The 25,036-nt window shown below is 71.5% G+C and carries 26 protein-coding genes; 16 read left to right on the top strand and 10 right to left on the bottom strand.

The window, feature by feature from the left end:
• Positions 1-5: 5 nt before the first annotated feature.
• On the bottom strand, positions 6-713 hold the full coding sequence (locus ACLZN2_RS43185; RefSeq protein ID WP_416985256.1) for a glycerophosphodiester phosphodiesterase: 708 nt from the start codon (positions 711-713) through the stop codon (positions 6-8).
• A 260-nt stretch (positions 714-973) separates the two neighbouring features.
• Between ACLZN2_RS43185 and ACLZN2_RS43190 the strand changes: the two genes are divergently transcribed.
• From ACLZN2_RS43190 to ACLZN2_RS43205, 4 genes are all read left to right on the top strand, one after another.
• Positions 974-2,371 carry a DUF6421 family protein gene (locus tag ACLZN2_RS43190; RefSeq protein ID WP_416985257.1) on the top strand — a complete coding sequence of 466 codons (1,398 nt, stop codon included), beginning with the start codon at positions 974-976 and terminating at the stop codon, positions 2,369-2,371.
• 35 nt (positions 2,372-2,406) lie between these two features.
• Entirely contained in the window at positions 2,407-3,153 is a 747-nt protein-coding gene (locus ACLZN2_RS43195) for an SDR family NAD(P)-dependent oxidoreductase (RefSeq protein WP_416985375.1), read from the top strand.
• Positions 3,150-4,220, top strand: coding sequence for a threonine aldolase family protein (locus ACLZN2_RS43200; RefSeq protein WP_416985258.1), 1,071 nt, complete (start codon positions 3,150-3,152; stop codon positions 4,218-4,220). The genes ACLZN2_RS43195 and ACLZN2_RS43200 overlap by 4 nt, the downstream gene beginning before the upstream one ends.
• An 82-nt stretch (positions 4,221-4,302) precedes the next feature.
• Entirely contained in the window at positions 4,303-4,899 is a 597-nt protein-coding gene (locus ACLZN2_RS43205) for a transglutaminase-like domain-containing protein (RefSeq protein WP_416985259.1), read from the top strand.
• An 18-nt stretch (positions 4,900-4,917) separates the two neighbouring features.
• On the opposite strand, the gene ACLZN2_RS43210 is transcribed toward ACLZN2_RS43205, so the two are convergent.
• Together ACLZN2_RS43210 and ACLZN2_RS43215 are read right to left on the bottom strand one after the other, a co-directional pair.
• On the bottom strand, positions 4,918-5,646 hold the full coding sequence (locus ACLZN2_RS43210; protein ID WP_416985260.1) for a lysophospholipid acyltransferase family protein: 729 nt from the start codon (positions 5,644-5,646) through the stop codon (positions 4,918-4,920).
• A 186-nt stretch (positions 5,647-5,832) separates the two neighbouring features.
• Positions 5,833-6,249, bottom strand: a complete 417-nt coding sequence (locus ACLZN2_RS43215) for a DUF4395 domain-containing protein (RefSeq protein ID WP_416985261.1) — start codon at positions 6,247-6,249, stop codon at positions 5,833-5,835.
• Between the two features lie 75 nt (positions 6,250-6,324).
• On the opposite strand from ACLZN2_RS43215, the gene ACLZN2_RS43220 reads away from it, so the two are divergent.
• The 4 genes from ACLZN2_RS43220 to ACLZN2_RS43235 all read left to right on the top strand — a co-directional run bounded on the left by ACLZN2_RS43220 (position 6,325) and on the right by ACLZN2_RS43235 (position 9,484).
• Positions 6,325-6,738 (top strand): TlpA family protein disulfide reductase, encoded by a 414-nt coding sequence (locus ACLZN2_RS43220; protein ID WP_416985262.1) that lies wholly within the window; start codon positions 6,325-6,327, stop codon positions 6,736-6,738.
• Between the two features lie 214 nt (positions 6,739-6,952).
• On the top strand, positions 6,953-7,462 hold the full coding sequence (locus ACLZN2_RS43225) for a flavin reductase family protein (RefSeq protein WP_416985263.1): 510 nt from the start codon (positions 6,953-6,955) through the stop codon (positions 7,460-7,462).
• Positions 7,463-7,680: 218 nt separating this feature from the next.
• Positions 7,681-8,469 carry an electron transfer flavoprotein subunit beta/FixA family protein gene (locus tag ACLZN2_RS43230; protein WP_416985264.1) on the top strand — a complete coding sequence of 263 codons (789 nt, stop codon included), beginning with the start codon at positions 7,681-7,683 and terminating at the stop codon, positions 8,467-8,469.
• Positions 8,470-8,521: 52 nt separating this feature from the next.
• Positions 8,522-9,484, top strand: a complete 963-nt coding sequence (locus tag ACLZN2_RS43235) for an electron transfer flavoprotein subunit alpha/FixB family protein (RefSeq protein ID WP_416985265.1) — start codon at positions 8,522-8,524, stop codon at positions 9,482-9,484.
• Between the two features lie 63 nt (positions 9,485-9,547).
• Here the strand turns inward: ACLZN2_RS43235 and ACLZN2_RS43240 are convergent, their stop codons facing one another.
• Positions 9,548-10,465 (bottom strand): endonuclease/exonuclease/phosphatase family protein, encoded by a 918-nt coding sequence (locus tag ACLZN2_RS43240; RefSeq protein WP_416985266.1) that lies wholly within the window; start codon positions 10,463-10,465, stop codon positions 9,548-9,550.
• Between the two features lie 206 nt (positions 10,466-10,671).
• On the opposite strand from ACLZN2_RS43240, the gene ACLZN2_RS43245 reads away from it, so the two are divergent.
• Positions 10,672-11,967 (top strand): DUF6986 family protein, encoded by a 1,296-nt coding sequence (locus ACLZN2_RS43245; protein WP_416985267.1) that lies wholly within the window; start codon positions 10,672-10,674, stop codon positions 11,965-11,967.
• A gap of 29 nt (positions 11,968-11,996) precedes the next feature.
• On the opposite strand, the gene ACLZN2_RS43250 is transcribed toward ACLZN2_RS43245, so the two are convergent.
• On the bottom strand, positions 11,997-12,767 hold the full coding sequence (locus tag ACLZN2_RS43250) for a hypothetical protein (RefSeq protein ID WP_416985268.1): 771 nt from the start codon (positions 12,765-12,767) through the stop codon (positions 11,997-11,999).
• Between the two features lie 16 nt (positions 12,768-12,783).
• Entirely contained in the window at positions 12,784-13,821 is a 1,038-nt protein-coding gene (locus ACLZN2_RS43255; RefSeq protein WP_416985269.1) for a LacI family DNA-binding transcriptional regulator, read from the bottom strand.
• 238 nt (positions 13,822-14,059) lie between these two features.
• On the opposite strand from ACLZN2_RS43255, the gene ACLZN2_RS43260 reads away from it, so the two are divergent.
• From ACLZN2_RS43260 to ACLZN2_RS43270, 3 genes are all read left to right on the top strand, one after another.
• Complete coding sequence (locus ACLZN2_RS43260; protein ID WP_416985270.1) at positions 14,060-15,004, top strand: ROK family protein; 945 nt, start codon at positions 14,060-14,062, stop codon at positions 15,002-15,004.
• 134 nt (positions 15,005-15,138) lie between these two features.
• Positions 15,139-15,333 carry a hypothetical protein gene (locus ACLZN2_RS43265; protein ID WP_416985271.1) on the top strand — a complete coding sequence of 65 codons (195 nt, stop codon included), beginning with the start codon at positions 15,139-15,141 and terminating at the stop codon, positions 15,331-15,333.
• A gap of 312 nt (positions 15,334-15,645) precedes the next feature.
• The gene (locus ACLZN2_RS43270; protein WP_416985272.1) at positions 15,646-16,689 is read left to right on the top strand and encodes an NUDIX hydrolase; all 1,044 of its coding nucleotides are present in this window, start codon (positions 15,646-15,648) and stop codon (positions 16,687-16,689) included.
• A gap of 1,082 nt (positions 16,690-17,771) precedes the next feature.
• On the opposite strand, the gene ACLZN2_RS43275 is transcribed toward ACLZN2_RS43270, so the two are convergent.
• Entirely contained in the window at positions 17,772-19,127 is a 1,356-nt protein-coding gene (locus ACLZN2_RS43275) for a dipeptidase (RefSeq protein WP_416985273.1), read from the bottom strand.
• A 202-nt stretch (positions 19,128-19,329) separates the two neighbouring features.
• On the opposite strand from ACLZN2_RS43275, the gene ACLZN2_RS43280 reads away from it, so the two are divergent.
• The gene (locus tag ACLZN2_RS43280) at positions 19,330-20,595 is read left to right on the top strand and encodes a geranylgeranyl reductase family protein (protein ID WP_416985274.1); all 1,266 of its coding nucleotides are present in this window, start codon (positions 19,330-19,332) and stop codon (positions 20,593-20,595) included.
• 66 nt (positions 20,596-20,661) lie between these two features.
• Here the strand turns inward: ACLZN2_RS43280 and ACLZN2_RS43285 are convergent, their stop codons facing one another.
• On the bottom strand, positions 20,662-21,114 hold the full coding sequence (locus ACLZN2_RS43285; protein WP_416985275.1) for a nitroreductase/quinone reductase family protein: 453 nt from the start codon (positions 21,112-21,114) through the stop codon (positions 20,662-20,664).
• Positions 21,115-21,261: 147 nt separating this feature from the next.
• Here ACLZN2_RS43285 and ACLZN2_RS43290 point away from each other — a divergent pair, with 147 nt between their 5' ends.
• Positions 21,262-21,954, top strand: a complete 693-nt coding sequence (locus tag ACLZN2_RS43290; protein ID WP_416985276.1) for a TetR/AcrR family transcriptional regulator — start codon at positions 21,262-21,264, stop codon at positions 21,952-21,954.
• Here the strand turns inward: ACLZN2_RS43290 and ACLZN2_RS43295 are convergent.
• Positions 21,951-22,103 carry a hypothetical protein gene (locus tag ACLZN2_RS43295; RefSeq protein WP_416985277.1) on the bottom strand — a complete coding sequence of 51 codons (153 nt, stop codon included), beginning with the start codon at positions 22,101-22,103 and terminating at the stop codon, positions 21,951-21,953. The genes ACLZN2_RS43290 and ACLZN2_RS43295 overlap by 4 nt on opposite strands.
• Positions 22,104-22,210: 107 nt before the next feature.
• Here ACLZN2_RS43295 and ACLZN2_RS43300 point away from each other — a divergent pair, with 107 nt between their 5' ends.
• Together ACLZN2_RS43300 and ACLZN2_RS43305 are read left to right on the top strand one after the other, a co-directional pair.
• Positions 22,211-23,470 carry a sensor histidine kinase gene (locus ACLZN2_RS43300; RefSeq protein WP_416985278.1) on the top strand — a complete coding sequence of 420 codons (1,260 nt, stop codon included), beginning with the start codon at positions 22,211-22,213 and terminating at the stop codon, positions 23,468-23,470.
• Complete coding sequence (locus ACLZN2_RS43305) at positions 23,467-24,132, top strand: response regulator (RefSeq protein ID WP_416985279.1); 666 nt, start codon at positions 23,467-23,469, stop codon at positions 24,130-24,132. The genes ACLZN2_RS43300 and ACLZN2_RS43305 overlap by 4 nt, the downstream gene beginning before the upstream one ends.
• 105 nt (positions 24,133-24,237) lie before the next feature.
• Here the strand turns inward: ACLZN2_RS43305 and ACLZN2_RS43310 are convergent, their stop codons facing one another.
• Positions 24,238-25,008 (bottom strand): maleylpyruvate isomerase family mycothiol-dependent enzyme, encoded by a 771-nt coding sequence (locus ACLZN2_RS43310; RefSeq protein ID WP_416985280.1) that lies wholly within the window; start codon positions 25,006-25,008, stop codon positions 24,238-24,240.
• Between the last annotated feature and the right edge of the window lie 28 nt (positions 25,009-25,036).

Below are 25,036 nucleotides of genomic sequence, written 5' to 3' on the forward strand. Positions count from 1 at the left end.
CCCGCTCACGCCCGATCGCCCGGCCCGGCCCACGCCGTGAAGCGGCCCGTACGCCTGATCTCCGGATAGTCGGTGGTCGCCCCGTCCAGCTCCAGCGCGCGCACAAGGCGCAGCTGGTGCTGGGTGTTGACGACCCAGCCGATGATCCGCAGATCCCGTCTGCGGGCCTCCTCGACGATCTCCAGGGTGAGGCGCCGCAGGTTCAGGCACACGGTCGTGGCCCCGGCGTCCTCGGCCCGGGCGACGATGTCGAGGCCGTAGCGGCTGCCGATCAGCGCGGTGCGCACCCCCGGTACCAGCCGGGCCATCTCGGCCAGCGCCTCGTCGTGGAACGAGGACACCTCCACCCGGCCCACCAGATCCCGGGCACGCATCACCTCGGCCAGCGCCCGGGCCGCCTGCACGTCCTTGATCTCGGCCTGCAGCGGCAGCGTCACGGCGTCCAGGACCTCCTCGAACACCGGCACCCGCTCCCCGCGCCCCGCGTCCAGGGTCCTCAGCTCCGCGAGCGTCTGGTCGGCGATGGGCCCGGTCCCGTCCGTCGTACGGTCCACATCTGGATCGTGCATGACCACCAGGGCGCCGTCCTTGCTCAGATGTAGATCGAGTTCGATCACATCGAGGCCGGCTTCCTCGGCGGCGACAAAGGAGCGCAGAGTGTTCTCGGGCTCGACACCCATGACGCCGCGATGACCGATGGTGACGAAGTTCAAGACGGGGACTCGCTTCCGTCGACGTGCGGGTGCGCAGACTCGCAGCCTAACGGCCTGCGCTGGTCATGGACACGTGTAGATGCGAGTGGTTCCCATGTATGCCCAGTCGTAGCGGAACTAGTCACTCCTCCGATGTCGGACAGGAAAAACTCACGTGAAACTGCGGACATGCAGGATAATTTCCCGTGGCTCCACTTGCTGGAGGAAACCTCGTATGCATACGGTGTCCATACGCGAGGTTCTCCCGTGGAGGATGGGACATGACGGAAATTCTTGTGCAGGCGGCGACGGGGGAGCAGGTTCCTCCCGGCACCAGGGTGGTGGAGCACCCGGCGTGGCCCGTGCTCAAGGATGCCGTGGAGCGGATCCGCCCCTGGCAGTCCAAGGACGGATCGGTCGACTTCACCGCCGGGGACGCCCCTGAGCGCACCGAGGCCGAGCGGGCCGTACGGGACGTGATCGACGCGGTCGAGAAGCTGGCGCCACTGCTCCCGCACGACGCCGACTACCACCGTGCCCTGGTGAAGGACCTGCACCGCTGGGCCGACGGCGGCTTCGGGGTGCCGGACTTCCTCGACTCGCTGCTGGCCTTCCAGCCCGCCGCGAACCGCGCCGACGGGCTGCAGCACCTGGTCGTCTTCCCGATGTACACGCAGAACGGCAACCCGGACCGCAACCTGGAGGCGGTCGTGCTGCGCATGGTCTGGCCGGACTGGCTGGCCGAGCTGGAGCGCACCCGCTACGACAACCCGCTGTTCTGCGGCATCACCTTCGAGGACTTCACCTCCGGCTACGACACCAACTCGGCCGTGCTCTTCCCGGAGACCATCGCCGTCCGTGAGGCGCCGGAACGTTTCTCCTGGGGTGGCATCTTCTGCGACCGCGAGGCCGCCCGCTTCCGCCGGGTCACCGACGCCGCCGTCGGCATCCTGGGCCTGGAACTGCCCGAGGACATCGCCGCCATGGTCCACGACCAGAAGCGCTGCGAGGAGGCATTCGTCCTGTGGGACATGGTCCACGACCGCACCCACAGCCACGGCGACCTCCCCTTCGACCCCTTCATGATCAAGCAGCGCCAGCCGTTCTGGATGTACGGCCTGGAGGAACTGCGCTGCGACCTCACCGCCTTCAAGGAGGCCGTGAAGCTGGAGGCCGACGGCGTCCCGCAGGCCCGTGACGTGCAGTACGCGGTCCTCTTCGACCGCATGTTCCGCTTCCCGGTCACCGGCGAGCGCATCCGCAACTACGACGGCCTCGGCGGCCAGCTGCTCTTCGCCTACCTGCACCGGCACGACGTCGTCCGCTGGACCGACAACAAGCTGTTCATCGACTGGCAGCGCGCCCCGCAGGTCACCAACGAGCTGTGCGCGGAGATCGAGAAGCTGTACCGGGACGGCATCGACCGCCCGAAGCTGGTCCACTGGTTCGCCGGCTACGAGCTGGTGGCCGGCTACCTCGCCCCGCACCCGGGCTCCCGCTGGGCCAAGGGCCCCGACGCCCTTGATCTGACGCAGCCGCCGCGCAGACTCGTGGATGACGTGCTTCCCGACGAGTTTCCGCTGAGCATGTTCTATGAGGCACTGTCCAAGAAGCTGAAGAACGTGATCGCCTCCACCAAGGGCATCACGGCGGACAGCGCGGAGAAGGTCGCCGCGTGAGCGACCGAACGGACACCGCTCAGCAGGAGGCAAGGATGGGGAACGGCGCTCTCAACGGTGCGGTGATCGCGGTGGCCGGCGCGGGCGGACCCGCGGGCCGCGCGGCACTGCTTCGGCTCGCCCGGGCGGGCGCGACCGTCGTCGGCTCGGACAACGACCCCGAACGGCTGGCCGAGGCCGTCGACCACGCCCGCTACGAGGCCGGCGGCGCCACCGTCACCGGCGACACCGTCGATCTGCTCGACCTCAAATCCACCCGTGAATGGGCCACGCGGGTCGAGAAGGACTTCGGCCGTGTCGACGGCCTGGTCCACCTCGTCGGCGGCTGGCGTGGCAGCGAGACGTTCGTCAAGACGAGCCTGGACGACTGGGACTTCCTCGAACTGCTGCTCGTCAAAACCGTGCAGCACACGTCACTGGCGTTCTTCGAGGGTCTCCAGCGCAGCGAGCACGGGCGGTACGTGCTGATCAGCGCGGCCGGGGCGTCCAGGCCCACCGCGGGCAACGCCGCCTACGCCGCCGCCAAGGCCGCGGCCGAGGCGTGGATCCTCGCGCTCGCGGACGCCTTCCACAAGGCCGGGGGAGCGGCGGGGCCCACCTCCGCGGCTGCCATCCTGGTGGTGAAGGCTCTGGTGCACGACGCGATGCGCGCCGAGCGGCCGCACGCGAAGTTCGCGGGCTTCACCGACGTCACGGACCTCGCCGAGGCGATCGCCGGAGTCTGGGAGAAGCCCGCCCCCGAAGTGAACGGACAGCGTCTGTGGCTCACCGACAAGCCGTGAACCCCCCGAAGACCGACGCCCGTCGCCATCACGACCCGGAGGTCCGCGGTTTCGCCAGCGACAACTACGCCGGGGCCCACCCGGAGGTGATGGCCGCCCTGGCCCTGGCCAACGGCGGCCATCAGGTCGCCTACGGCGAGGACGACTACACGGAGAACCTCCAGGGGATCGTCCGCAGCCACTTCGGCCCCACGGCCGAGGCGTTCCCGGTCTTCAACGGCACCGGCGCCAACGTCGTCGCTCTCCAGGCGGTCACCGACCGCTGGGGAGCGGTGATCTGCGCCGAGAGCGCCCATATCAACGTGGACGAGGGTGGTGCTCCGGAGCGCATGGGCGGCCTGAAGCTGCTCACCGTCCCCACACCCGACGGCAAGCTCACCCCGGAGCTGATCGACCGGCAGGCCTGGGGCTGGGAGGACGAGCACCGCGCGATGCCGCAGGTCGTCTCGATCACCCAGAGCACGGAGCTCGGCACCCTCTACACACCGGACGAGATCCGCGCGATCTGCGCCCACGCCCACGCGCACGGCATGAAGGTCCACCTGGACGGCTCCCGCATAGCCAACGCCGCCGCCTCCCTGAACGTCCCCATGCGGACCTTCACCAACGCGGTCGGCGTCGACATCCTCTCCCTCGGCGGGACCAAGAACGGTGCTCTGTTCGGCGAGGCGGTCGTCGTCGTCAACCAGGACGCCGTCAGCCGTATGAAGCACCTGCGCAAGCTGTCCATGCAGCTCGCCTCCAAGATGCGGTTCGTCTCCGTGCAGTTGGAAGCACTGCTCGCGAAGGACCTGTGGCTGCGCAACGCCCGGCACGCCAACGAGATGGCCCAGCGGCTCGCCGAGGGCGTGCGCGCGGTGCACGGTGTGGAGATCCTCTACCCGGTCCAGGCCAACGGGGTCTTCGCCCGGCTGCCGCACGAGGTGAGTCTGCGGCTGCAGAAGCGGTTCCGGTTCTACTTCTGGGACGAGGCCGCGGGCGTCGTGCGCTGGATGTGCGCCTTCGACACCACCGAGGAGGACGTGGACGCGTTCGTCGCGGCGGTCAAGGAGGAGATGGCGCACTAGCGGAAGCCCGGCTGTGCATAGATATGCGGTCACCCGAAAAATCATTGACGATCGGGTGGTCGCGTTTCTATGCTCTACGATCATGGAGCTGATCCAGGAGAACCCCGATCTGTCCGCATATCTGGCCGCCGACGAGGTAATCGACCACCATCACCCGCTCGTCCGGGAGACCGCCGTGCGTCTCGCCAAGGACGCCATGGACTCGTATGCCTATGCGCGCCTGGCTTTCGAATTCGTCCGCGACACCATTCCGCACGCCCAGGACTCCGGCGACCCGCGCGTCACCTGGCGGGCCTCCGACGTGCTGGAGCGGGGCACCGGCATCTGCTACGCCAAGGCCCACGCGCTCACCGCGCTGCTGCGGGCCGAGGACATCCCGACGGCCCTGTGCTACCAGCGCCTCAGGTACGACGCCGGCGACGGACACTGTGTGCACGGTCTTGTCGCCGTCCGTTTCAACGGCGCCTGGCACCGCCAGGACCCGCGCGGCAACAAACCCGGGGTGGACGCGCGGTTCTCCCTGAACGGCGAACAGCTCGCCTTCCTCCCCGACCGGGAGGCGGGCGAGCTGGACCATCCGGTGCTGTACGCGGCACCGCACCCGGCGGTGCTGAACGCGCTCAAGGCCGCCCCGGACCGGGCGTACCTCTGGGAGACGCTCCCGGCCGAGCTGGCCTGAGGCGCCTCCCGGCCCCCGTCAGTGGGCCTCGGTCTCCTGCACCTGCTCCGGCGTCGGCGCCGTACCACCCAGATGCGCCGGCATCCACCAGGTGTCGTTCGCGTCCTTCGGGCGGACGGGGTAGGCGCGCTGGGCGGCCTCCAGAAGCTCCTGGACGCGCTCGCGCAGCTGACGGGTGATCGCGCCCGCGTACTTGTCCTTGGATGCCTCGATCGCCTCACCGACGCGGATGGTGATCGGGGTGTGGCTGCGCTTGAAGTTGCGCGGGTGCCCCTTCGTCCACAGCCGCTGCGTCCCCCACACGGCCATCGGGATCAGCGGGACGCCCGCCTCCTGCGCGAGCCGCGCCGCACCCGACTTGAAGGCCTTCAGTGTGAACGACTGGGAGATGGTCGCCTCGGGGAAGACCCCGACGATCTCACCCGAGCGCAGCGAGGCCAACGCGTGCTGGTAGGCCGCCTCGCCCTGGTTGCGGTCCACCGGGATGTGCTTCATCCCGCGCATCAGCGGACCGGAGATCTTGTGGCGGAAGACGGACTCCTTCGCCATGAAGCGAACGAGACGTTTCTGCGGGAGCGCGGCCAGACCGTCGAAGATGAAGTCGAGGTAGCTGATGTGATTGCTCACCAGCACGGCGCCGCCCGAGCGCGGGATGTTCTCCGACCCCTTGCAGTCGATCTTCAGATCCCACGCCTTGAACAACGTCAGGGCGAGGCCGACGGCGGGACGGTAGACAAGCTCTGCCATGGGCGGCGCGGACCCTTCCTTCTGCCCGGGAAGGATTCCCCCTCGGGCAAAGTTACGCAGCCGTAGGTTTACGGCATCTCGCAGATCGTGCCCGAAGAACGGCCGGGGGGCCAGTCCCCGTGCCCCTTGACGACGAGATCCTCGTCACTAGGCCCCCGTGATCCACCTCGGCCTTTTAAGCCGCCTTTACCGCGCGCGGACCGTCACCCGCCGTACGAGCAGGTAGAACTCGCACCCCAGGCAGTACCCGAAAGCGGCATTGAGGAAGGCGGCCGCGAGCGCCGCTCCGGTCGCCGAGAGCCCCAGCCAGCCGAGCCCCAGCGCGAAACCGGCCAGCCCCACCGCCGCGAAGACCAGCCCCACCGCCTGGGCGAAGCGCGGCGGCTCCGGGGACTCGAACTCCGTCGGCGGCCCGAGCCGCGGCCGGACGACCCTGCGGAACACCCAGCCGTACGGCGAACGCCCCACCCCGCCCGCGGCGCCCAGCGCGAACGCCAGCGTCTGCCAGGCCAGCAGCCACCCACTGCCGGTCACCAGAACGACCGCCAGTACTACGGTCGTGACGGCGGCCCCGAAACGCGGGCCCCTCACATCGATGTCCATGGATCGAGCATCCCTCAGAAGAAACGATTCTTGGTGCGGGGAATCCTTGCAGTCTCATGAACGCTGGAGCAGTTGGTGACCGGACTGATGGTGTGCGTGGCGGTGCTCGCGGCGGCGAGCGCCTACGGAGTGCTGCAGAAGCGGCGGAGCGGGAGGGTGCGGGTGCGCGGGCGCGACGACGGAAAGCGGCTCGGCGCCGACCGGCTCGGTGGCGAACTGGGGGAGCGGGCCACGCTCGTGCAGTTCTCCAGCGCCTTCTGCGCGCCCTGCCGGGCCACCCGCCGGGTCCTCGGCGAGGTGGCCGGCATGGTGCCCGGCGTCTCCCACATCGAGATCGACGCCGAGGAGCACCTGGACCTCGTACGCGAGCTCGACATCCTCAAGACCCCGACCGTCCTGGTCCTCGACGCCGACGGCCGGATCGTCCGGCGCGCCACCGGACAGCCCCGCAGGGCCGACGTCATCGCGGCCCTGGGGGAGGCCGTGTGACCTGCCACCAGGTGAGGGTGAGGCACCTTTCAGATTCCGGAACGTACTTGACTGGACACGCCACCCGTCGTCAGCCTGACCACATGCCTCAGGAACTCCTTCTCCACGGACGGGTCCACGTCGACCTCGTCCGTACCGCGAGCGCGCGCTGTCCGGGCCGTTGACAGCCCTCGGACCCTCCCGCCGCCGCTCACCCCAGAAGGACGACAACTCCATGACGGCCTCGCCCGACCTCGGCACCGCCCAGCTCGCCTCCCCCGACCTCCTGCGTTCGGTCTTCCGGCGGCACGCCGCCGGAGTCGCCGTGATCACCGCTCCGGGTGCCTCCGGTCCGGTCGGTTTCACCGCCACCTCCCTCACCTCCGTCTCCGCGGAGCCCCCGATGCTCTCCTTCGGCATCGGCACGGGCGCCTCCAGCTGGCCCGCGATATCCCGCGCGGAGCACGTGGGCGTCCATCTGCTCGGCGAGCACCAGCAGGACCTGGCCGCCACCTTCGCCCGCAGCGGCGCCGACCGCTTCGGCGCGCCCACCGCCTGGCGAGAGGGCCCCGAGGGTGTCCCCGTCCTCGACGACGTCCTCGCCTGGCTGGTGTGCCGGGTCGTCGCCCGCGTCCCCGCCGGGGATCACCGGATCGTGCTGGCCGAGGTCGTCCTGGGCGACCCGGCGGGCGCGGGCCGGCCGCTGCTCTACCACCAGGGCCGGTTCACCGCCCTGCGGGATTGATCACTGTCCGGCTCTCCTGCGAAGCCGTCGGGTTCCGGTTACGCTGCGTTGCAGAGGTCACACTCCAAAGCGCTTGCTCAGCGGGCGGGAACTGGGTGTACTGACGAGTAATATTTCGTTCGGAGCGCGGGCCGCCCCGATCGGGATCGGCCGCTTGTGGCGCCTATGCTGCCTGAAAGAAGGCAGCCGAGAACTGACGATGCAGTAGGAGAGCCGGCGTGAGCTTGAGGATCGTTGTCACTGTGAAGTACGTGCCCGACGCCACTGGCGACCGGCACTTCGCCGATGACCTGACCGTCGACCGGGACGACATGGACGGTCTGCTCTCCGAGCTCGACGAGTACGCCGTCGAACAGGCGCTGCAGATCTCCGAGAACTCCGACGACGACGTGGAGATCACCGTTCTCACGGTGGGCCCCGAGGACGCCAAGGACGCCCTGCGCAAGGCGCTGTCCATGGGCGCGGACAAGGCGATCCACGTCGAGGACGACGACCTGCACGGCACCGATGCCATCGGCACCTCCCTGGTGCTCGCCAAGGCGATCGAGAAGGCCGGCTACGACCTGGTGATCTCCGGCATGGCCTCCACCGACGGCACCGCCGGTATCGTCCCGGCCCTGCTCGCCGAGCGCCTGGGCGTCCCGCAGGTCACCCTGCTGTCCGAGGTCACCGTCGAGGACGGCACGGTCAAGGGCCGCCGCGACGGCGACGCCGCCTCCGAGCAGCTCGAGGCCTCCCTGCCGGCGGTCGTGTCGGTGACCGACCAGTCGGGCGAGGCCCGTTACCCGTCCTTCAAGGGCATCATGGCGGCCAAGAAGAAGCCGGTTCAGGCCTGGGACCTGTCCGACCTCGACATCGAGGCGGAGGAGGTCGGCCTGGAGGGTGCCTGGACCAAGGTCGAGGACGCCTCCGCGCGCCCGGCCCGTACCGCCGGCACGATCGTCAAGGACGAGGGCGAGGGCGGCAAGCAGCTCGCCGAGTTCCTCGCGAGCCAGAAGTTCATCTAAGGCCCGCGCACGCCGACCGCCCCTCAACTTCGTTTCGCAGGAGAGCAATCCCATGGCTGAAGTCCTCGTCTACGTCGACCACGTGGACGGTGCCGTCCGCAAGCCGACCCTCGAGCTGCTGACCCTCGCCCGCCGTATCGGCGAGCCCGTCGCCGTCGCGCTCGGCGCCGGTGCCGAGAACACCGCCGCCGCGCTCGCCGAGCACGGCGCCGTCAAGGTCCTCACCCACGACGCGTCCGAGTACGCCGACTACCTCGTCGTACCGAAGGTGGACGCGCTGCAGGCCGCCGTCGCCGCCGTCTCCCCGGCCGCCGTGCTGGTCCCGTCCTCCGCGGAGGGCAAGGAGATCGCCGCCCGTCTGGCGCTGCGCATCGGCTCCGGCATCATCACCGACGCCGTCGACCTGGAGGCCGGTGACGAGGGTCCGGTGGCCACCCAGTCGGTGTTCGCCGCGTCCTTCACCACCAAGTCCCGTGTCGCCAAGGGCACCCCGGTCATCACGGTCAAGCCCAACAGCGCGGCCGTCGAGGCCGCCCCGGCCGCCGGTGCGGTCGAGGCGCTCGCGGTGTCCTTCTCCGCTCAGGCGACCGGTACCAAGGTCACCGGCCGCACGGCCCGTGAGTCGACCGGGCGTCCGGAGCTGACCGAGGCCGCGATCGTGGTCTCCGGTGGCCGTGGCGTCAACGGCGCGGAGAACTTCGCGATCATCGAGGCCCTCGCCGACTCCCTCGGCGCGGCCGTCGGCGCCTCCCGCGCCGCCGTGGACGCCGGCTGGTACCCGCACACCAACCAGGTCGGCCAGACCGGCAAGTCCGTCTCGCCGCAGCTGTACATCGCCAACGGCATCTCCGGCGCCATCCAGCACCGCGCCGGCATGCAGACCTCGAAGACGATCGTGGCCGTCAACAAGGACGCCGAGGCCCCGATCTTCGACCTCGTCGACTACGGCATCGTCGGCGACCTCTTCGACGTCGTCCCGCAGCTCACCGAGGAGATCAAGGCCCGCAAGGGCTGATCACCCGATCGGCGCAGTCGCCCGAGGCCCCCGTGACCCCAGCGGTCACGGGGGCCTCGGCGTTCACTTCAGGCTCACCGACGCCAGCACCGGCAGATGGTCGCTCGGATAGCGGCCGTTCACGGTGAACGGGTCGGCCCACGCCCGGTGGACGGTGACGTCCGGGGTCGACAGGATCCAGTCGATGCGGTCCCCGTCGGGCTTGAGCGCCTTCCAGCCGTTGAACGTCCCGAACACCGGGCCGTTCTCCTGCGCCGTGTCCCAGGTGTCGACGAGACCGGAGTCCAACAGAGTGCCGTACGCCTGGTCGGTGTGGGCGACGGCGTTGAAGTCGCCGGTCAGCAGGACCGGACGGGAGGGGCCGAGCCCCCTGATCCGCTCGCCGATCATCCTGGCGGCCCGCACGCGCGCGTACTTGCTGCGATGGTCGAGGTGGGTGTTGAGGACGTGGAACTCCCGTCCCGTGCCCTGCCGGTCGCGGAAGAGGACCCGGGTCACCAGCCGGGGGAAGGCCGCGCCCCAGGTGTTGGAGCCCGGTACCGTCGGCGTGTCGGAGAGGCGGAAGACGTCGTGTTCGAGGGGCTCGAGCCGGCGGACGTCGTAGTAGACCGCCACCGACTCCTCGTCGCCGCTGCCGGGGGTGCCGATCCAGTCGTAGTGCGGGCCCATGTCGGCCCAGACGGCCTGGAGCTGCTTGAACTGGCCCTCCTGGGTGCCCATGACGTGTGGGGCGGTCCTCCGTAACAGCGCCTGCACCACCGGGCGGCGGTGGACCCAGCTGTTGCCGTCCTGGTCGACCGGGACCCGGAGGTTGAACGTCATGATCCTCAGCGGGGGCACGGGGCGCGGCTTCGGGTCCGGCGCCGGGGGCGACCGGCGTGGCTCGGCGGCCCCGACCGCGGCGAGCAGCGGTACCGCGACGGTTGCCGCGACCATCGATCTCAGTCCCGTCCGCCGCGTCGGCCCCGCGGTGCCCGTCATGTGTCCCCTCTCGCCTCGTGAGCCAGGATGAAGGTGTGCGGGTCTGTGCGGAAGAGGTTGAAGGTGCGGGAGTGATCACACAGGACGACAGAGGTGTGCGCGAGACGACCGTGGCGTGGACACGGTGTTGACCCGCCGGAACGTCCACGGATAGCTTCGTTCTACGGATTGTTGATTCCGTACTGCGGAAAACTGGAGGGTATGGGATGGGCCAGGGCCAGCAGGAGACGGTGGCGACGAGCCTCGCGGGCGCCGTCAGCGAGGAGATCAGTGCTTCCCTCGCCCCCGTCGACGCCGAACTCGAACGCCGCTACCCCGGTGACCCCGGCACCCGCCAGCCCGTCCACACCGTCTACGTACCCGCCGACGCCTTCGCCGCCGACACCATCCGCTCCTGGGGCGACCGCGCCCTCGCCGCACTCGACGAACACGCCCCCGACGCCGCCTCCTTCGCCGCCTGCCTCGGCCTGTCCGACGGACTCGCCGGACCCGTCCACGCGCGCGTACGGGCCAAACTGGAGCGCGAGCCGATTGAAGACCTGCGCATCGACTTCGAGGACGGCTACGGACCCCGCCCCGACCCCGAGGAGGACGAGGCGGCCGCCCGGGCCGCCCGGCTCGTCGCCGAGGCGTACGCGAAGGGCACGGCCGCCCCGTACATGGGCATCCGCATGAAGTGCATGGAGGCCGCCGTCCGCGACCGGGGCATCCGTACCCTCGACATCTTCCTCACCGGCCTGCTGGCGGCCGGCGGCCTGCCCGAGGGCCTGGTGCTGACCCTGCCCAAGGTCACCTACCCGGAACAGGTCACCGCCCTGGTGCGGCTCCTGGAGGCATTCGAGAAGGCACGCGGCCTCGAACCCGGCCGGCTCGGCTTCGAGATCCAGATCGAGACCAGCCAGGCCATCCTCGCCACCGACGGCACCGCGACCGTCGCCCGGATGATCCAGGCCGCCGAGGGCCGCGCCACCGGCCTGCACTACGGCACCTTCGACTACAGCGCCTGCCTCGGCGTGTCCGCCGCCTACCAGGCCAGTGACCACCCGGCCGCCGACCACGCCAAGGCGGTCATGCAGGTCGCCGCGGCCGGCACCGGCGTGCGCGTCTCGGACGGCTCCACCAACGTCCTGCCCGTCGGCCCGACCGAGAAGGTCCACGACGCCTGGCGGCTGCACTACGGCCTCACCCGCCGCGCCCTGGCCCGCGCCTACTACCAGGGCTGGGACATGCACCCCGCCCACATCCCCACCCGCTACGCGGCCGTCTTCGCCTTCTACCGCGAGGGGTTCGCCCGGGCCGCCGAGCGCCTCGCCCGGTACGCCGACCGGGCCGGCGGCGACGTGATGGACGAACCGGCCACCGCGAAGGCCCTCAGCGGCCATCTGCTGCGCGGCCTTGACTGCGGCGCCCTCGACCTCGCCGAAGTCACCGACGCGACCGGGCTGACCCGGACGACCCTGGAGGGCTTCGCGACACCTCGACGGGACAGTCCGACGGCCTAGGACCTGTCCTGGGCGCAAGTGCCACGCCGCTACCGTGTCCCGCTCGGGTCACCCCTATCCCAGCCGTCACACCGCAGGTGCTCCAGTCCGGAGTTCGTCACCAGCCTCTCCTCCGCCAACAACCGCGTACCGCGCTCGCAGAGCCGTACGTCGGCCCGGGCGCGGGCGACGAACTCCTCCGGAGTCGCCCCGAACAGCCGCCTCAACGCCGGTGATCCCAGGAGGAGTTCGGCGATCATCGCGCGCTGGCCGGGGTGACTGCGCGGGGAGCCGCTGCCGTTGTGCAGGACTCCGTGCCGATTCACGTACGAGAACACGCCGTCGAGCGTCTCGCCGTTCTCCAGCTCGACACGGAACCGGGGTGCGGGCAGGGCCACCCGGTCGTAGTTCGGCTCTGTCGCGTCGACGGCGGCGAGCTGCTCCTCGTCCAGCCAGATGACGAACAACTCCCGTGCCACGCCCGGGGAGTCGACCGGAGAGGCGGACATGTATCCCAGGCGGCTCACGTGCGCGGAGACACCGACATCGATGCCGGTCACCCGGGTGCGCACCATCGGGATCGGGGAGGTGATCCCCAATACGGCCATCTTGTACCGCAGTTGCGCGGGGGAGGCGTTGGAGCCGACGGCCAGGACAGGGCTGCGGCCAGGATGCGTGAGGCGGTCCAGGGGCAGCAGCAGATCGCCGGCGAGCAGGCCCGACCCGGCCGGCCACACACCCGGGTAGATGAGCGGATGGTCGCGCGGCGCGTGAGCCAGACCCAGCGCCTCCAGCGTGCGGTGCTCCTGGCGTTCGTCCATCTGTGCCCAGTCTGCCTCAGCCCGCGGGCGGCAGCTCGCCCGAACCGCGCGTGATCAGCCGGGTCGGCAGTTCGATGCGCTCCGGGACGACGAGCGTGCCCTCCAACTGCCGGAACAGCCGCTCGGCGGCCGTCCGGCCGAGGGCCGCCGCGTCCTGGGCGACCACGGTCACGCCCGGCTGCAGCAGATCGGCCAGCTCCAGGTCGTCGAAGGCCACCAGCGCCACCCGGTGGGACCGCTCCGCGAGGACCCGGATCACGGTGACCGTCACGCGGTTGTTGCCCGTGAAGACCGCCGTGACCGGCGCGGGGCCGGACAGCATCTCCTCGGCCGCCCGGCGCACCCGCTCCGGGTCGGTGGTGCCCAGCGAGATCCAGGCGTCCGCGACGTCTGTCCCCGCGTCCTCCATCGCCGTCCGGTAGCCGCGCAGGCGTTCCGCGGCGGTGTGGATGCGCGGCATGTCGCCGATGAAGCCGATCCTGCGGTGCCCGTGCGCGATGAGATGGGCCACGCCCTCGCGGGCCCCGCCGAAGTTGTCCGACAGCACACAGTCCGCGTCGATCTGACCGGCCGGCCGGTCCACGAACACCGTCGCCACGCCCGCCTTGATCTCCGGCTCCAGATAGCGGTGGTCGTCTCCGGCCGGGATCACCACGAGACCGTCCACCCGCCGGGCGCACAGCGCCAGCGCCAGCTCCTGCTCACGGTCCGGGTCCTCGGCGCTGGAGCCGTTGATCAGCAGCGCGCCGTGGGCACGGGCCACCTCCTCCACCGCGCGGCTGAGCGGGCCGTAGAACGGGTCCGCGAGATCCTCCAGGACCAGGCCGATGCTCGCCGTGCGGCCCTTGCGGAGCACGCGCGCGCTGTCGTTGCGGCGGAAGCCCAGCGCGTCGATGGCCTCCTGGACGCGCCGCTCCGTCTCGGGGGTGACCCCCGGCTCGCCGTTCACCACCCGGGAGACGGTCTTGAGTCCTACCCCGGCGCGTGCCGCGACATCCTTCATGGTGGGACGGTTGCCGTAACGGCTGTCGGGGCGGCGCGGCGTCTCGGGCACGATGCGGTGTCCTGTTCCTGTCGTCCACGGGACGGCTCGCCGCGCCGACATCCGGGAAATGATGCCGGCGGGGTGGATACGTCCCTGCGTTTGTATGAGGATGTGGCGTCGAGCATAGAGCCTGGACAACGTTGTCAGATGCGGGAGAGACTGTACAGCGACAAACTCCGGCCCACGTCCGCCACCACAGACCGGCCGGCCCCTTTTCCAAGGTTGACCGGGGAGAACCGAGACTTTGATGCAGACCGACCTCGTGGCCGCGCTCGACATGGGCGGCACCAAGATCGCCGGAGCACTGGTGGACGGCGACGGCACGATCCTGGTCCGCGCGCAGCGGCCCACGCCCACGCAGGAGGACGGCGACACCGTGATGGCGGCCGTCGAGGAGGTGCTGAAGGAACTGACGGCCTCACCGCTGTGGCCGCGCGTGTACGCCGTCGGCATCGGCAGCGCCGGCCCGGTGGACGCCTCCGCCGGCACGGTCAGCCCGGTGAACGTGCCCGGCTGGCGCGACTTCCCGCTCGTCGACCGCGTCCGCGCCGCGACCGGCGGCCTGCCGGTCGAGCTGATCGGCGACGGCGTCGCGATCACGGCGGCCGAACACTGGCAGGGCGCCGCTCGCGGCCATGACAACGCGCTCTGCATGGTGGTCTCGACGGGCGTGGGCGGAGGGCTGGTCCTCGGGGGCCGTCTTCACCCCGGCCCCACCGGCAACGCCGGTCACATCGGCCACATCTGCGTCGACCTCGACGGCGACACCTGCCCGTGCGGCGCGCGCGGCTGTGTGGAGCGCATCGCCAGCGGCCCCAACATCGCCCGCCGTGCCCTGGAGAACGGCTGGCGGCCCGGCCCCGACGGCGACACCTCCGCGGCCGCCGTGGCCGCCGCCGCCCGCGCGGGCGACCCGGTGGCCGTCGCCTCCTTCGAACGCGCCGCCCAGGCCCTCGCCGCCGGTATCGCCGCCACCGCGACCCTCGTCGAGATAGACATCGCGGTGATCGGCGGGGGCGTGGGCAAGGCCGGCGACATCCTCTTCGCGCCCCTGCGCCGCTCCCTCGCCGACTACGCCACGCTCTCCTTCGTCCAGCGGCTGACCGTGGTCCCGGCCCAGATGGGGACGGACGCGGGGCTGGTGGGGGCGGCCGCGGCGGCGCTGGCGGGGTCCGGGGCCGTACGGGTGTGAGAGCCGCGGGTGTGGGGCCGCCCCTGCAGGAACGTTCAGGCCTGCCATGCGTCAGGCTGTGACGGCGGGCCGTGCGGCAGGAGGCGACAGCGGTCGGGGCGTGACCTCTGTCGTGTCCGGCCGTTGGAGTGGGCATGAAGAAGCGCAGCATGCTCGCCATCGCCTCCCTCGCCACCGGGTTCGTCGTCGCGGCCATCACCCCCTCCCACGGCGTCGGCGCCGAGGACCTCGACGACCTGAACGTCCGGGACACCGTCGGCAGCCTCGACCACACCATCGCCGGCGACAGCCTGGCGATCGACGACGACGCCCTGGGTCAGAACGGCTGACGGCGGGCGCGGCACGCCGGACGCGTCGGGGCGGGGGGGGGGGGGGGGCCNCCTCGACGACCTGAACGTCCGGGACACCGTCGGCAGCCTCGACCACACCATCGCCGGCGACAGCCTGGCGATCGACGACGACGCCCTGGGTCAGAACGGCTGACGGCGGGCGCGGCACGCCGGACGCGTCGGGCCGTGGCGCCGGGTGCCCCTTCGCGGGAGCACCGGCGCCACGGCCTTCGTGCGCCCTCTTCCCGGAGGTGGTTTCCGTGGCAGGGTGGAGCGGGCAAGCCACAGGGGGCCAACAGAAGAGGGGGACATGTGACCGTCGTTTGGATCAACGGCGCGTTCGGTGCGGGCAAGACCACGACCGCACGGGAACTGATCGACCTGATCCCGAACAGCACGCTCTTCGACCCCGAGGTCATCGGCGGAGCGCTCCCGCACCTGCTGCCGCCCAAGTGCCTCGCCGAGGTCGGCGACTACCAGGACCTGCAGATCTGGCGACGCCTCGTGATCGACACCACGGCCGCGCTCCTCGGCGAGGTCGGCGGCACCCTCGTCGTCCCCATGACCCTGCTGCGCCAGGAGTACCGCGACGAGATCTTCGGTGGTCTCGCCGCCCGCCGGATACCGGTCCGCCATGTCCTCCTCGCTCCGGCGGAAACGATCCTGCGCGGGCGTATAGCCGGTCGAGAGGTCCCGCCCGACCTCCCCGACGGCGAGATACGCGTCCGTCAGTGGTCCTACGACCACATCGAGCCCTACCGCGCCGCCCTCGCCTCCTGGCTCACCGCGGACGCCCACCTCGTCGACACCAGCCACCTCACCCCGTACGAGACCGCCGTCCGCATAGCCGACGCGGTCGGCACCGGGGCCGTGCCCGCCTGCGACATCGTGCAGACCCCCGAACCCACCGGCGAGACGCTCGCCTCCGGAGTGCTGCTCTTCGACGAGCAGGACCGGGTGCTGCTCGTCGACCCGACCTACAAACCCGGCTGGGAGTTCCCCGGCGGGGTCGTGGAGCCCGGCGAGGCGCCCGCCCGCGCCGGCATGCGCGAGGTCGAGGAGGAGACCGGCGTCCACCTGGACGAGGTCCCCCGGCTGCTCGTCGTCGACTGGGAACGGCCGAAGCCCCCCGGCTACGGCGGACTGCGCCTCCTCTTCGACGGCGGTCGGCTCGACACCGCGGCCGTCGAGGGGCTGCTGCTGCCCGGCCCCGAACTGCGCGGGTGGCGATTCGTCACCGAGGCGGAGGCGGCGGACCTTCTGCCGCCGGTCCGCTACGAGCGGCTGCGCTGGGCGCTGAGGGCCCGGGAGCGCGGCGCCGCCCTGTACCTGGAGGCCGGGGTTCCGGTCGGCTGAGCGCGCCTCGGCCGAGCGCACGCCGCACCTCTCGCGCCGGGAACGGAGTCGACCGGCTCTCCTCCACCAGCCGGTGCTGGAACTCCTCCATCACGACGGCGACCGGGGCGTGGCGGCGCAGCAGTGCAGCCGCGCCCCCGGGGATCCCCTGCGGCCTCAGCCCCTCGGCACAGGCACGCACAAAGGCCTCACGCTCCTCGCCGACATACCCGTACAGGTCGGTGACCAGCCACTTCACCAGGTAGGAGCGGGTGTAGGCGTGGTCGTAGTCCTGGTGTACGGCGAGGAAGTCCCGTTCTCCGTGACCGAGCCGGAACCGGGCGGAGACGGCGAGTCCGTAATCGGTGAGGCAGAGCCGCCGCCCGTCCGTGAGGATGTTGTGGAAATGCGCGTCGAAGTGGAGGAGCCGGCGCTCGCGGAGGAAGGACGTGAGGGCCGACAGCTCCCGGTCCACCAGCGCGCACGCCGCGTCCGCCGCCGCGTCCGAGATGCGCAACCGCGCGCCCAGCCAGCCGTGGAGGGTGTCCGGGACGTACTCCAGGAACAGCGTGAGGGCCGTCGTAGCCGCCCGCAGCCCCTCCAGCCGCTCGCGCACCCCCCGGCCGCCGCCCCAGTACGCCACCGTCCGCTCCACGTCCGCCAGTTCGGGCGGCAGCGGACGCGGCTCGTCGGGCAGCAGCCGCCAGTGGTGCAGCAGCGGGAATCCGGCGAACCGCCCGGACAGTGCCCAGCGGGTCGTCATCACCTGAACGGCCAGCTCACGCCACCCGCCGAACCCAGGGCTGCCGATGCCGTAGTGGCAGGCGGGCGGCAGCCCGAACGGATCGGCCGTGGACTGCCGCCGCCCGGGCCGCAGTTCGGCGTCGGACATCCGGATCCGCTTCACGAACACGGTCCGCCCGCCCATCTCGACCCGCAGGACCTGACCGCCGATCCCCGTCCCGAGCGGCACTCCACCGGCCAGGAGAGCGGTGATCTCATCGTCGTCCAGCCGGTCCAGGAACGCGGCGACGGTGCGGTGGGCGACGATCCGGCTGGACGGCACGGACCCATCTTCCGTCAGCGTGGCGGCAGTTGTCCGCTCATCCGGCCGCGTAGTTCCGCAGGAACAGCGCCTCGGCCACCGACAGCCGCTCCAACTCCTCCGGGGACACGCTCTCGTTGACCGCGTGGATCTGGGCCTCCGGCTCGCTCAGCCCGATGAGGAGGATCTCCGCGGCCGGGTAGAGGGCCGCGAGGGTGTTGCACAGCGGGATGGAGCCGCCCTGACCGGCGTACTGCATCTCCTGGCCCGGGTAGGCGACCGCCATCGCGTCCGCCATCGCCGCGTACGCCGGGCTGGTGGTGTCGGCGCTGAACGGCTGGCCCTGACCGATCTGTTCGGTGCTCACCCGGGCGCCCCACGGCGTGTGCGCCTCCAGGTGCGCCTGGAGCAGCTTCGTCGCCTCGGCCGCGTCCACGCCCGGCGGCACCCGCAGGCTGATCAGCGCGCGGGCGCTCGCCTGCACGGACGGGGTGGCGCCGACGACCGGCGGGCAGTCGATGCCGAGGACGGTGACGGCCGGCCGGGCCCAGATGCGGTCGGCGACCGTGCCGGAGCCGATCAGCCCGACGCCGTCCAGCACCTTGGCGTCCTGACGGAACCGCTGCTCGTCGTACTGCAGGCCCTGCCACCCGGCGTCACCGGTCAGCCCGTCCACCGTCGTCGAACCGTCCTCGGCCCGCAGCGAGTCCAGTACGCGGATCAGGGCGCCGAGCGCGTCGGGGGCCGCGCCGCCGAACTGGCCCGAGTGCAGGTTGCCCTCAAGGGTGTCGATCTTCACACGCAGCATGGTCATGCCGCGCAGGGTGGAGGTGGCCGTGGGCAGGCCGACGCGGAAGTTGCCCGAGTCGCCGATCACGACGGCGTCGGCGGTCAGCAGCTCCGGGTGCTGCTCGGCGTACCGCTCCAGACCACCGGTGCCCTGCTCCTCCGAGCCCTCCACGATCACCTTCACCTGCACCGGGACGCCACCGTTCGCCTTCAGGGCGCGCAGCGCGAGCAGGTGCATGATGAAGCCGCCCTTGCAGTCGGCGGTGCCGCGTCCGTACCAGCGGCCGTCGCGCTCGGTGAGCTCGAACGGCGGGGTCGTCCAGCCGGACTCGTCCAGCGGCGGCTGCACGTCGTAGTGCGCGTACAGCAGAACGGTCCGCGCGCCCTCGGGCCCGGGCAGCCGGCCGTACACCGACTGGGTGCCGTCGGGGGTGTCGAGCACGGCCACGTCCTCGAAACCCTCGGCGCGCAGCGCGGCCGTGATCCAGTCCGCGGCGGCCTCGCTCTCACTGCGGGGGAACTGGTCGAAGTCCGCCACCGACTTGAAGGCCACCAGCTCGGTGAGCTCCTCCTTCGCCCTGGGCATCAGCGAGGCGACGGTCTCGGCGACCGGATTCGACGACATGGGCACGCTCCTTGTGGGTGCGACGTTGTACAGGGTGGCACTGGTCCGTTCGGGGGACCGTGCGAGCGTACGCGCTGCCGGGATGGGGTCGCGTACCTCGCCGATCTTTCCACAGCGGACTGTCATCGGGTCGTGACGATCTCCGCCGTAGGATGCGGGGGACAGGTGCGGCAGACGGCTTGACCGGGAGCAGTAGACCATCGTGAGCAGCGAGAACTCTTCAGCGGACGACGTGCGGCAGGTGTGGGACGTCGTCGTGGTGGGCGCGGGACCCGCGGGGGCTTCGGCCGCCTACGCGGCGGCGGTCACGGGACGGCGTGTGCTGTTGCTGGAGAAGGCGGAGCTGCCCCGCTACAAGACGTGCGGCGGCGGCATCATCGGCCCTTCGCGGGACGCGCTGCCCCCCGGCTTCGAACTCCCCTTCCGCGACCGGGTGCACGCGGTGACCTTCTCCAACAACGGCCGCTTCACCCGCACCCGCCGTTCCCGGCAGATGCTGTTCGGGCTGATCAACCGGCCCGAGTTCGACCAGCAACTGGTCGAGCACGCCCAGAAGGCGGGCGCCGAACTGCGGACGGGCGTCACGGTCACCCGCGTCGAGCAGCACGGCTCGGCGGTGCCCGACCGGCGCACGGTCGCGGTCGTCCTGCAGGGCGGTGAGACCCTGCTGGCGCGTGCGGTGGTGGGCGCGGACGGCAGCGCCAGCCGCATAGGGGCGCACGTCGGCGTGAAGCTCGGCCAGGTCGACCTCGGCCTGGAGGCGGAGATCCCGGTGCCGGACACGGTCGCCGAGGACTGGAAGGGCCGCGTCCTCATCGACTGGGGCCCGATGCCCGGCAGCTACGGCTGGGTGTTCCCCAAGGGGGACACGCTGACGGTCGGCGTGATCTCCGCGCGCGGCGAGGGCGCCGCCACCAAGCGGTATCTGGAGGACTTCATCGGACGGCTCGGCCTGGCCGGCTTCGAGCCGAGCATCTCCTCCGGCCACCTCACGCGCTGCCGCGCCGACGACTCGCCGCTCTCGCGCGGGCGGGTGCTGGTCTGCGGCGACGCGGCGGGCCTGCTGGAGCCGTGGACCCGCGAGGGCATCTCCTTCGCGCTGCGCTCGGGCCGGCTCGCGGGTGAGTGGGCGGTCCGCATCGCGGAGGCGCACGACGCGGTGGACACCCGCCGTCAGGCCCTGAACTACGCGTTCGCGGTCAAGGCGGGCCTCGGCGTGGAGATGGCCGTCGGCAAGCGGCTCCTCACCGCCTTCGAGCGCCGCCCCGGCCTGTTCCACGCGGCCCTCACCGGCTTCCGCCCGGCCTGGCGCGCGTTCGCCGACATCACCCGCGGCCGTACGACCCTCGGCGAGCTCGTCCGTACGCATCCGATGGCCCAGCGCGCGCTGACCTTGATGGACCGCAGACAGCAGGAGCCGGTCGCGGCACCGGCAGCGGAGACCGAGACCGAGACCGAGGACTCCTGAGGCTCCCGGCCGGGCGCGGCGTTCGAACACGGTCGGCCGCCGGGCCGAGCCGTCCGCCCGTGGTCGTCAGCCCTCGACCGTGATCCGGAACACCGGGTGGTCGGGGGCCGCCGCCACCAACTCCTCGTCCGTGGACTTCGCCGTGACGCCGTTGAAGTACTGGTTGACCTCCCAGCCCCACTTCTCCAGGTAGGTCCGCAGGACCGGGAGCTTCTCCTCGTCGGGGAGCTCCACCGCGGTGAACGTCCGTACCCCGCGCCCCACCCGCAGCTCCCCACCGCCGGCCACCCGCATGTTGCGCACCCACTGGGAGTGCCCGCGCGCCGAGACCAGGAACTGGGTGCCCTCGTACGTGTGCGGGTTGACCGGGATGCGCTGCATCTGCCCGCTCTTGCGGCCCCGCACGGACATCTCCGCCGAGCCCATGAGGCTCAGCCCGTGCCGGGCCAGCCAGCCGACGACACTGTTGAAACGGACGTTGAGCGGGCTGCCCTTGAGGTAGTACGGCTGCGACGACATCGGTGACCCCCAGTCACGGAGAGAGCGGTGCTCTCGCTTGATTCGAGTGTGCCGGAGATCGGCGATCCAATGCAAGAGCGGTGCTCTCGAACTTTTGCGCTGCTCTCGAATGTGTGCACCGATCCGCTCCGTGGAACACTGGCGTGCATGAGCAGCAACACCACCCAGGGGGCTCGCGCCCGCGCCCGGATCGAAGTCACCGCCGCCATCAAGGAGGAGGCGCGCAGACAACTGGCCGCAGACGGCGCGGCCAAGCTCTCGCTGCGGGCCGTGGCGCGCGAGCTGGGCATGGTCTCCTCCGCGCTCTACCGCTACTTCCCGAGCCGCGACGACCTGCTCACCGCACTCATCATCGATGCGTACGACTCCCTCGGCGAGCGGGCGGAAGCGGCGCACGCCGCCGTCGCCGGGGCGGAGCCGGTCCGGCGCTGGGTCGCGGTGTGCGAGGCGGTGCGCGGCTGGGCGCAGACGCATCCGCACGAGTACGCGCTGATCTACGGCACACCCGTCCCCGGATACAGCGCTCCCCGGACCACCGTGCCGGCCGCGTCCCGCGTCGGGCTTCTCCTCATCGGCATCGTCCGGGAAGCGCATCAGACGCGGGTCCTGGAGGTGCCGCTGCTCACGGACGAACTCGTTCCGGAGGCCGTGCGCATGGCGGGCGACCTCGCCCCCGACCTGCCACCGGGAGCGGTCGCGGCGCTGGTCGCGGCCTGGGCGCAGCTCTACGGACTGGTCGGCTTCGAGCTGTTCGGCCAGTTCAACCGGATGGTGGAGGAGCGCGAGCCGTTCTTCCGGTACGCGGTGACGCGGCTGGCGCACGGGGTGGGGCTGCGCTAGCGCTCGTGCGGGCCGTCCGGTCCGGCGGGTGGGCTCGGGTGTCCGGTCGGTTCGGTGAAGTCCCGGACGAAGCGGGTCAGCAGCCGGGCCAGGGCGTTACGGTCCTCGGCCGGCCAGTCGGCGACCGTCTCGGCGACCACGCGTTGCACGTCGTACTCGTGGGGGCGGCGGGACCGGTCCTACTTCCAGGGGAGTACGGCTGATCACCTCGCCCGGCGGACGTCCGGCGCCGGCCGGCACGTCTAGCGTGGCGGACATGGACGTAGAGCAGGTGCGCGGGGGCGGTGGCCCTGGACGGTGGCGGGGACACGGGCCGCCGTGGTCGCGCCGGTGGGCCGGTGAGGGACCGGACGGCGACCGCTGGCCGTGGCGGTCCACCCTGCTGTTGACCGTCTTCGTCTTCGTCGGCTCGACCTTCGCCGCACGCATGCAGCAGGACGAGCGGGCCGAGCTCGGCCCCTTCGCCCGCGTCCTGCTGCTCGTCGCCTGCGCGCTCCTGCTGTGGCGGCGACGGTATCCGGTGCCCGTCGTGTTCGGTACGGCGGTCGCGGTCGCGCTCTATCTGGGGGCGGGCTATCCGTACGGCCCGGTCTTCCTCACGGTGGCCGTGGCCTGCTTCTCCGCCGTCGTCGCCGGGCACCGCAAGGCCGCCTGGACCGCGCTCGGGCTGCTGTGGGCCGTACATCTGCTGGTCGCGCACTGGTTGTACCGCTGGCTGCCGCCGTCCGGGGACGCGCCGGCGTCCTTCGGGCAGGAGATCGTGGTCACCGGCTGGGTCGTCGCGATCGTGGCGATCGCGGAGCTGGCCCGGGCCCGGCGCGAGCAGTGGGCCCGGGACCGGGCCGAGCGCGCGCAGGCCGCCCGGCGGCGCGCCGACGAGGAACGGCTGCGGATCGCCCGCGAACTGCACGACGTCCTCGCGCACAGCCTCTCCGTCATCACCATCCAGGCCGGCGTCGGCCTCGCCCTGCTCGACGCCGACCCGGAACAGGCGCGCACCGCGCTCACCACCATCAAGTCCGCGAGCAAGGAAGCGCTCGGCGAGGTGCGTCAGGTGCTCGACTCCCTCCGTACGCCCGGAGACGCGCCGCGCGCCCCGGCGCCCGGCCTGGACCGGCTCCCCGAACTGGTCGAGCAGGCGGCACGCGCGGGACTCACGGTCGAGGTGGCGGGGGAGCGGCCCCGGTTGTCGCCCGGCACCGATCTCGCCGCCTTCCGTATCGTCCAGGAGGCCCTCACCAACGTCGTACGTCACTCCGGTTCGCGGCACGCGCGTGTACGGCTCGACGAGGAGAGCGGGACGCTACGGCTGCGTATCGACGACGACGGACCGCCGACCGGCGCTGACGCGGGCGGCAGCGGCAACGGTCTCGCCGGGATGCGGGAGCGGGCGGCGGCGCTGGGTGGCACGATCGAGGCGGGGCCGCGTGCCGACGGCGGCTTCCGGGTGCTCGCCGTACTGCCGGTGAAGTCGACGGTGCGGGCGACGACGGACGAGGGCGGGGAGGATCAGTGATCCGCGTACTGCTCGCCGACGACCAGTCCCTGGTCCGGGCGGGATTCGGGGCGCTGCTCGACGCGCAGCCGGACATCGAGGTGTGCGGGGAGGCCGCCGACGGCGAGGAGGCGGTGCGCGTGGTCCGCGAGCTGCGCCCGGACGTCGTCCTGATGGACATCCGCATGCCGCTGCTGGACGGGCTGGCCGCCACCCGCCGTATCACCGGGGACGAGGCGCTCGCGGGCGTCCGGGTGGTCATGCTGACCACCTTCGAGCTCGACGAGTACGTCTTCGAAGCGATCCGGTCCGGGGCCTCCGGCTTCCTCGTCAAGGACACCGAACCCGATGAACTCCTGCGCGCGGTGAGGGCGGTGGTGGCCGGTGACGCACTGCTCTCGCCGGGCGTGACACGTCGGCTCATCGCCGAGTTCGCCGCCCGCTCCAAGGAGCCCGCGGCAGCCGACGAGTTGAGCCGGCTCACGGAACGCGAACGCGAGGTGATGGCCCTGGTCGGCATCGGCCTGTCCAACGAGGAGATCGCCCGCCGCCTGGTCGTCAGCCCCCTCACCGCCAAGACCCATGTCAGCCGCACGATGGTGAAACTGGGCGTCCGTGACCGCGCCCAACTGGTCGTCCTGGCCTACGAGTCGGGCCTGGTGCGACCGGGCTGGCTGGGCTGAGCCGCGCCCTGGAGAAACGCAGCAGCACACTCACGGCGTGGCCGGTCGCGCCCACGCGGCGGCGCCGCATGTCGACACGGCCCCGCGCCCCTTGGGGCGCTGCCCTTAGCGCCCGGGGCGCTGGCCCCAGGTGACTGCGGACTTCTCTCGCCACAGAGTGGTGAGCGCCGCGTCCCCGGTGACGGCGGGGAACGGGCCCCGGTTCCACAGCGCCAGGTGGAGCTGCGCCGCCGTTCCGGTGATCTCGCAGTCCGCGTCGCCGTCGGCGGTCCGCTCCGTCACGGGCGGCTCCGGAGACAGTCGTACGGTCCACACGGCGCCCTCCTCGAGATCCGTCGCCCGCAGCCGCAGCACCCGGGGTTCCTCGGTGCGCAGCCTGCTCTTGGGGCGGGCGTGGAAGCCGCTCAGCAGCTCGTCGATGCCGTCGGCGGCGAAGGCGGCGGGAAGACTTCGCGCGCTCTCCTGCGGTGTGCGGCCCCACGCCGACTCGGCGTCCACGCGGTGGACGGCCGTCTCGTGCGCCTGCCGTCTGGCCCAGAACGCCAGCGGCGACGGGGCGGGCAGGAAGTGCCAGCACGCCACATCGGGCGGCGCGGCGACAAGGGTGTCGACCAGCCGGCGGTGCCCGTCCCGGAACCAGTCCAGCAGCTCGGGACCGTCGAGGTCCGGCTCGCCCTCGACGGGGTGGTACGTCGTGTGCCCCTCCGCCACGAACGACCCCGCCCACCGATGGACCATGCCCGTGTGCCGCAGCAGGTCCCTGACCTGCCAGCCCGGGCAGGTGGGCACCTTGGCGTCGGTGCCCGCCCCGGCCGCCGCGTCGGCCAGCGAACGCCCCTCGCGGTCGAGGACGCGGATGAACTCGGCAGTCTCCATGGGGGTGAGTCTGCCGGATGGAGTGCGG

Source organism: Streptomyces sp. T028 (genome assembly GCF_048159505.1).
Lineage (GTDB): Bacteria > Actinomycetota > Actinomycetes > Streptomycetales > Streptomycetaceae > Streptomyces.

Excerpts from the sequence above, each read along its gene's own strand:
- ACLZN2_RS43190 (WP_416985257.1), top strand. The coding sequence starts at position 974 with ATGACGGAAATTCTTGTGCAGGCGGCGACGGGGGAGCAGGTTCCTCCC.
- ACLZN2_RS43195 (WP_416985375.1), top strand. The coding sequence starts at position 2,407 with ATGGGGAACGGCGCTCTCAACGGTGCGGTGATCGCGGTGGCCGGCGCG.
- ACLZN2_RS43205 (WP_416985259.1), top strand. The coding sequence starts at position 4,303 with ATGGAGCTGATCCAGGAGAACCCCGATCTGTCCGCATATCTGGCCGCC.
- ACLZN2_RS43210 (WP_416985260.1), bottom strand. The coding sequence starts at position 5,646 with ATGGCAGAGCTTGTCTACCGTCCCGCCGTCGGCCTCGCCCTGACGTTG.
- ACLZN2_RS43215 (WP_416985261.1), bottom strand. The coding sequence starts at position 6,249 with ATGGACATCGATGTGAGGGGCCCGCGTTTCGGGGCCGCCGTCACGACC.
- ACLZN2_RS43225 (WP_416985263.1), top strand. The coding sequence starts at position 6,953 with ATGACGGCCTCGCCCGACCTCGGCACCGCCCAGCTCGCCTCCCCCGAC.
- ACLZN2_RS43235 (WP_416985265.1), top strand. The coding sequence starts at position 8,522 with ATGGCTGAAGTCCTCGTCTACGTCGACCACGTGGACGGTGCCGTCCGC.
- ACLZN2_RS43240 (WP_416985266.1), bottom strand. The coding sequence starts at position 10,465 with ATGACGGGCACCGCGGGGCCGACGCGGCGGACGGGACTGAGATCGATG.
- ACLZN2_RS43245 (WP_416985267.1), top strand. The coding sequence starts at position 10,672 with ATGGGCCAGGGCCAGCAGGAGACGGTGGCGACGAGCCTCGCGGGCGCC.
- ACLZN2_RS43250 (WP_416985268.1), bottom strand. The coding sequence starts at position 12,767 with ATGGACGAACGCCAGGAGCACCGCACGCTGGAGGCGCTGGGTCTGGCT.
- ACLZN2_RS43260 (WP_416985270.1), top strand. The coding sequence starts at position 14,060 with ATGCAGACCGACCTCGTGGCCGCGCTCGACATGGGCGGCACCAAGATC.
- ACLZN2_RS43265 (WP_416985271.1), top strand. The coding sequence starts at position 15,139 with ATGAAGAAGCGCAGCATGCTCGCCATCGCCTCCCTCGCCACCGGGTTC.
- ACLZN2_RS43275 (WP_416985273.1), bottom strand. The coding sequence starts at position 19,127 with ATGTCGTCGAATCCGGTCGCCGAGACCGTCGCCTCGCTGATGCCCAGG.
- ACLZN2_RS43285 (WP_416985275.1), bottom strand. The coding sequence starts at position 21,114 with ATGTCGTCGCAGCCGTACTACCTCAAGGGCAGCCCGCTCAACGTCCGT.
- ACLZN2_RS43290 (WP_416985276.1), top strand. The coding sequence starts at position 21,262 with ATGAGCAGCAACACCACCCAGGGGGCTCGCGCCCGCGCCCGGATCGAA.
- ACLZN2_RS43300 (WP_416985278.1), top strand. The coding sequence starts at position 22,211 with ATGGACGTAGAGCAGGTGCGCGGGGGCGGTGGCCCTGGACGGTGGCGG.
- ACLZN2_RS43310 (WP_416985280.1), bottom strand. The coding sequence starts at position 25,008 with ATGGAGACTGCCGAGTTCATCCGCGTCCTCGACCGCGAGGGGCGTTCG.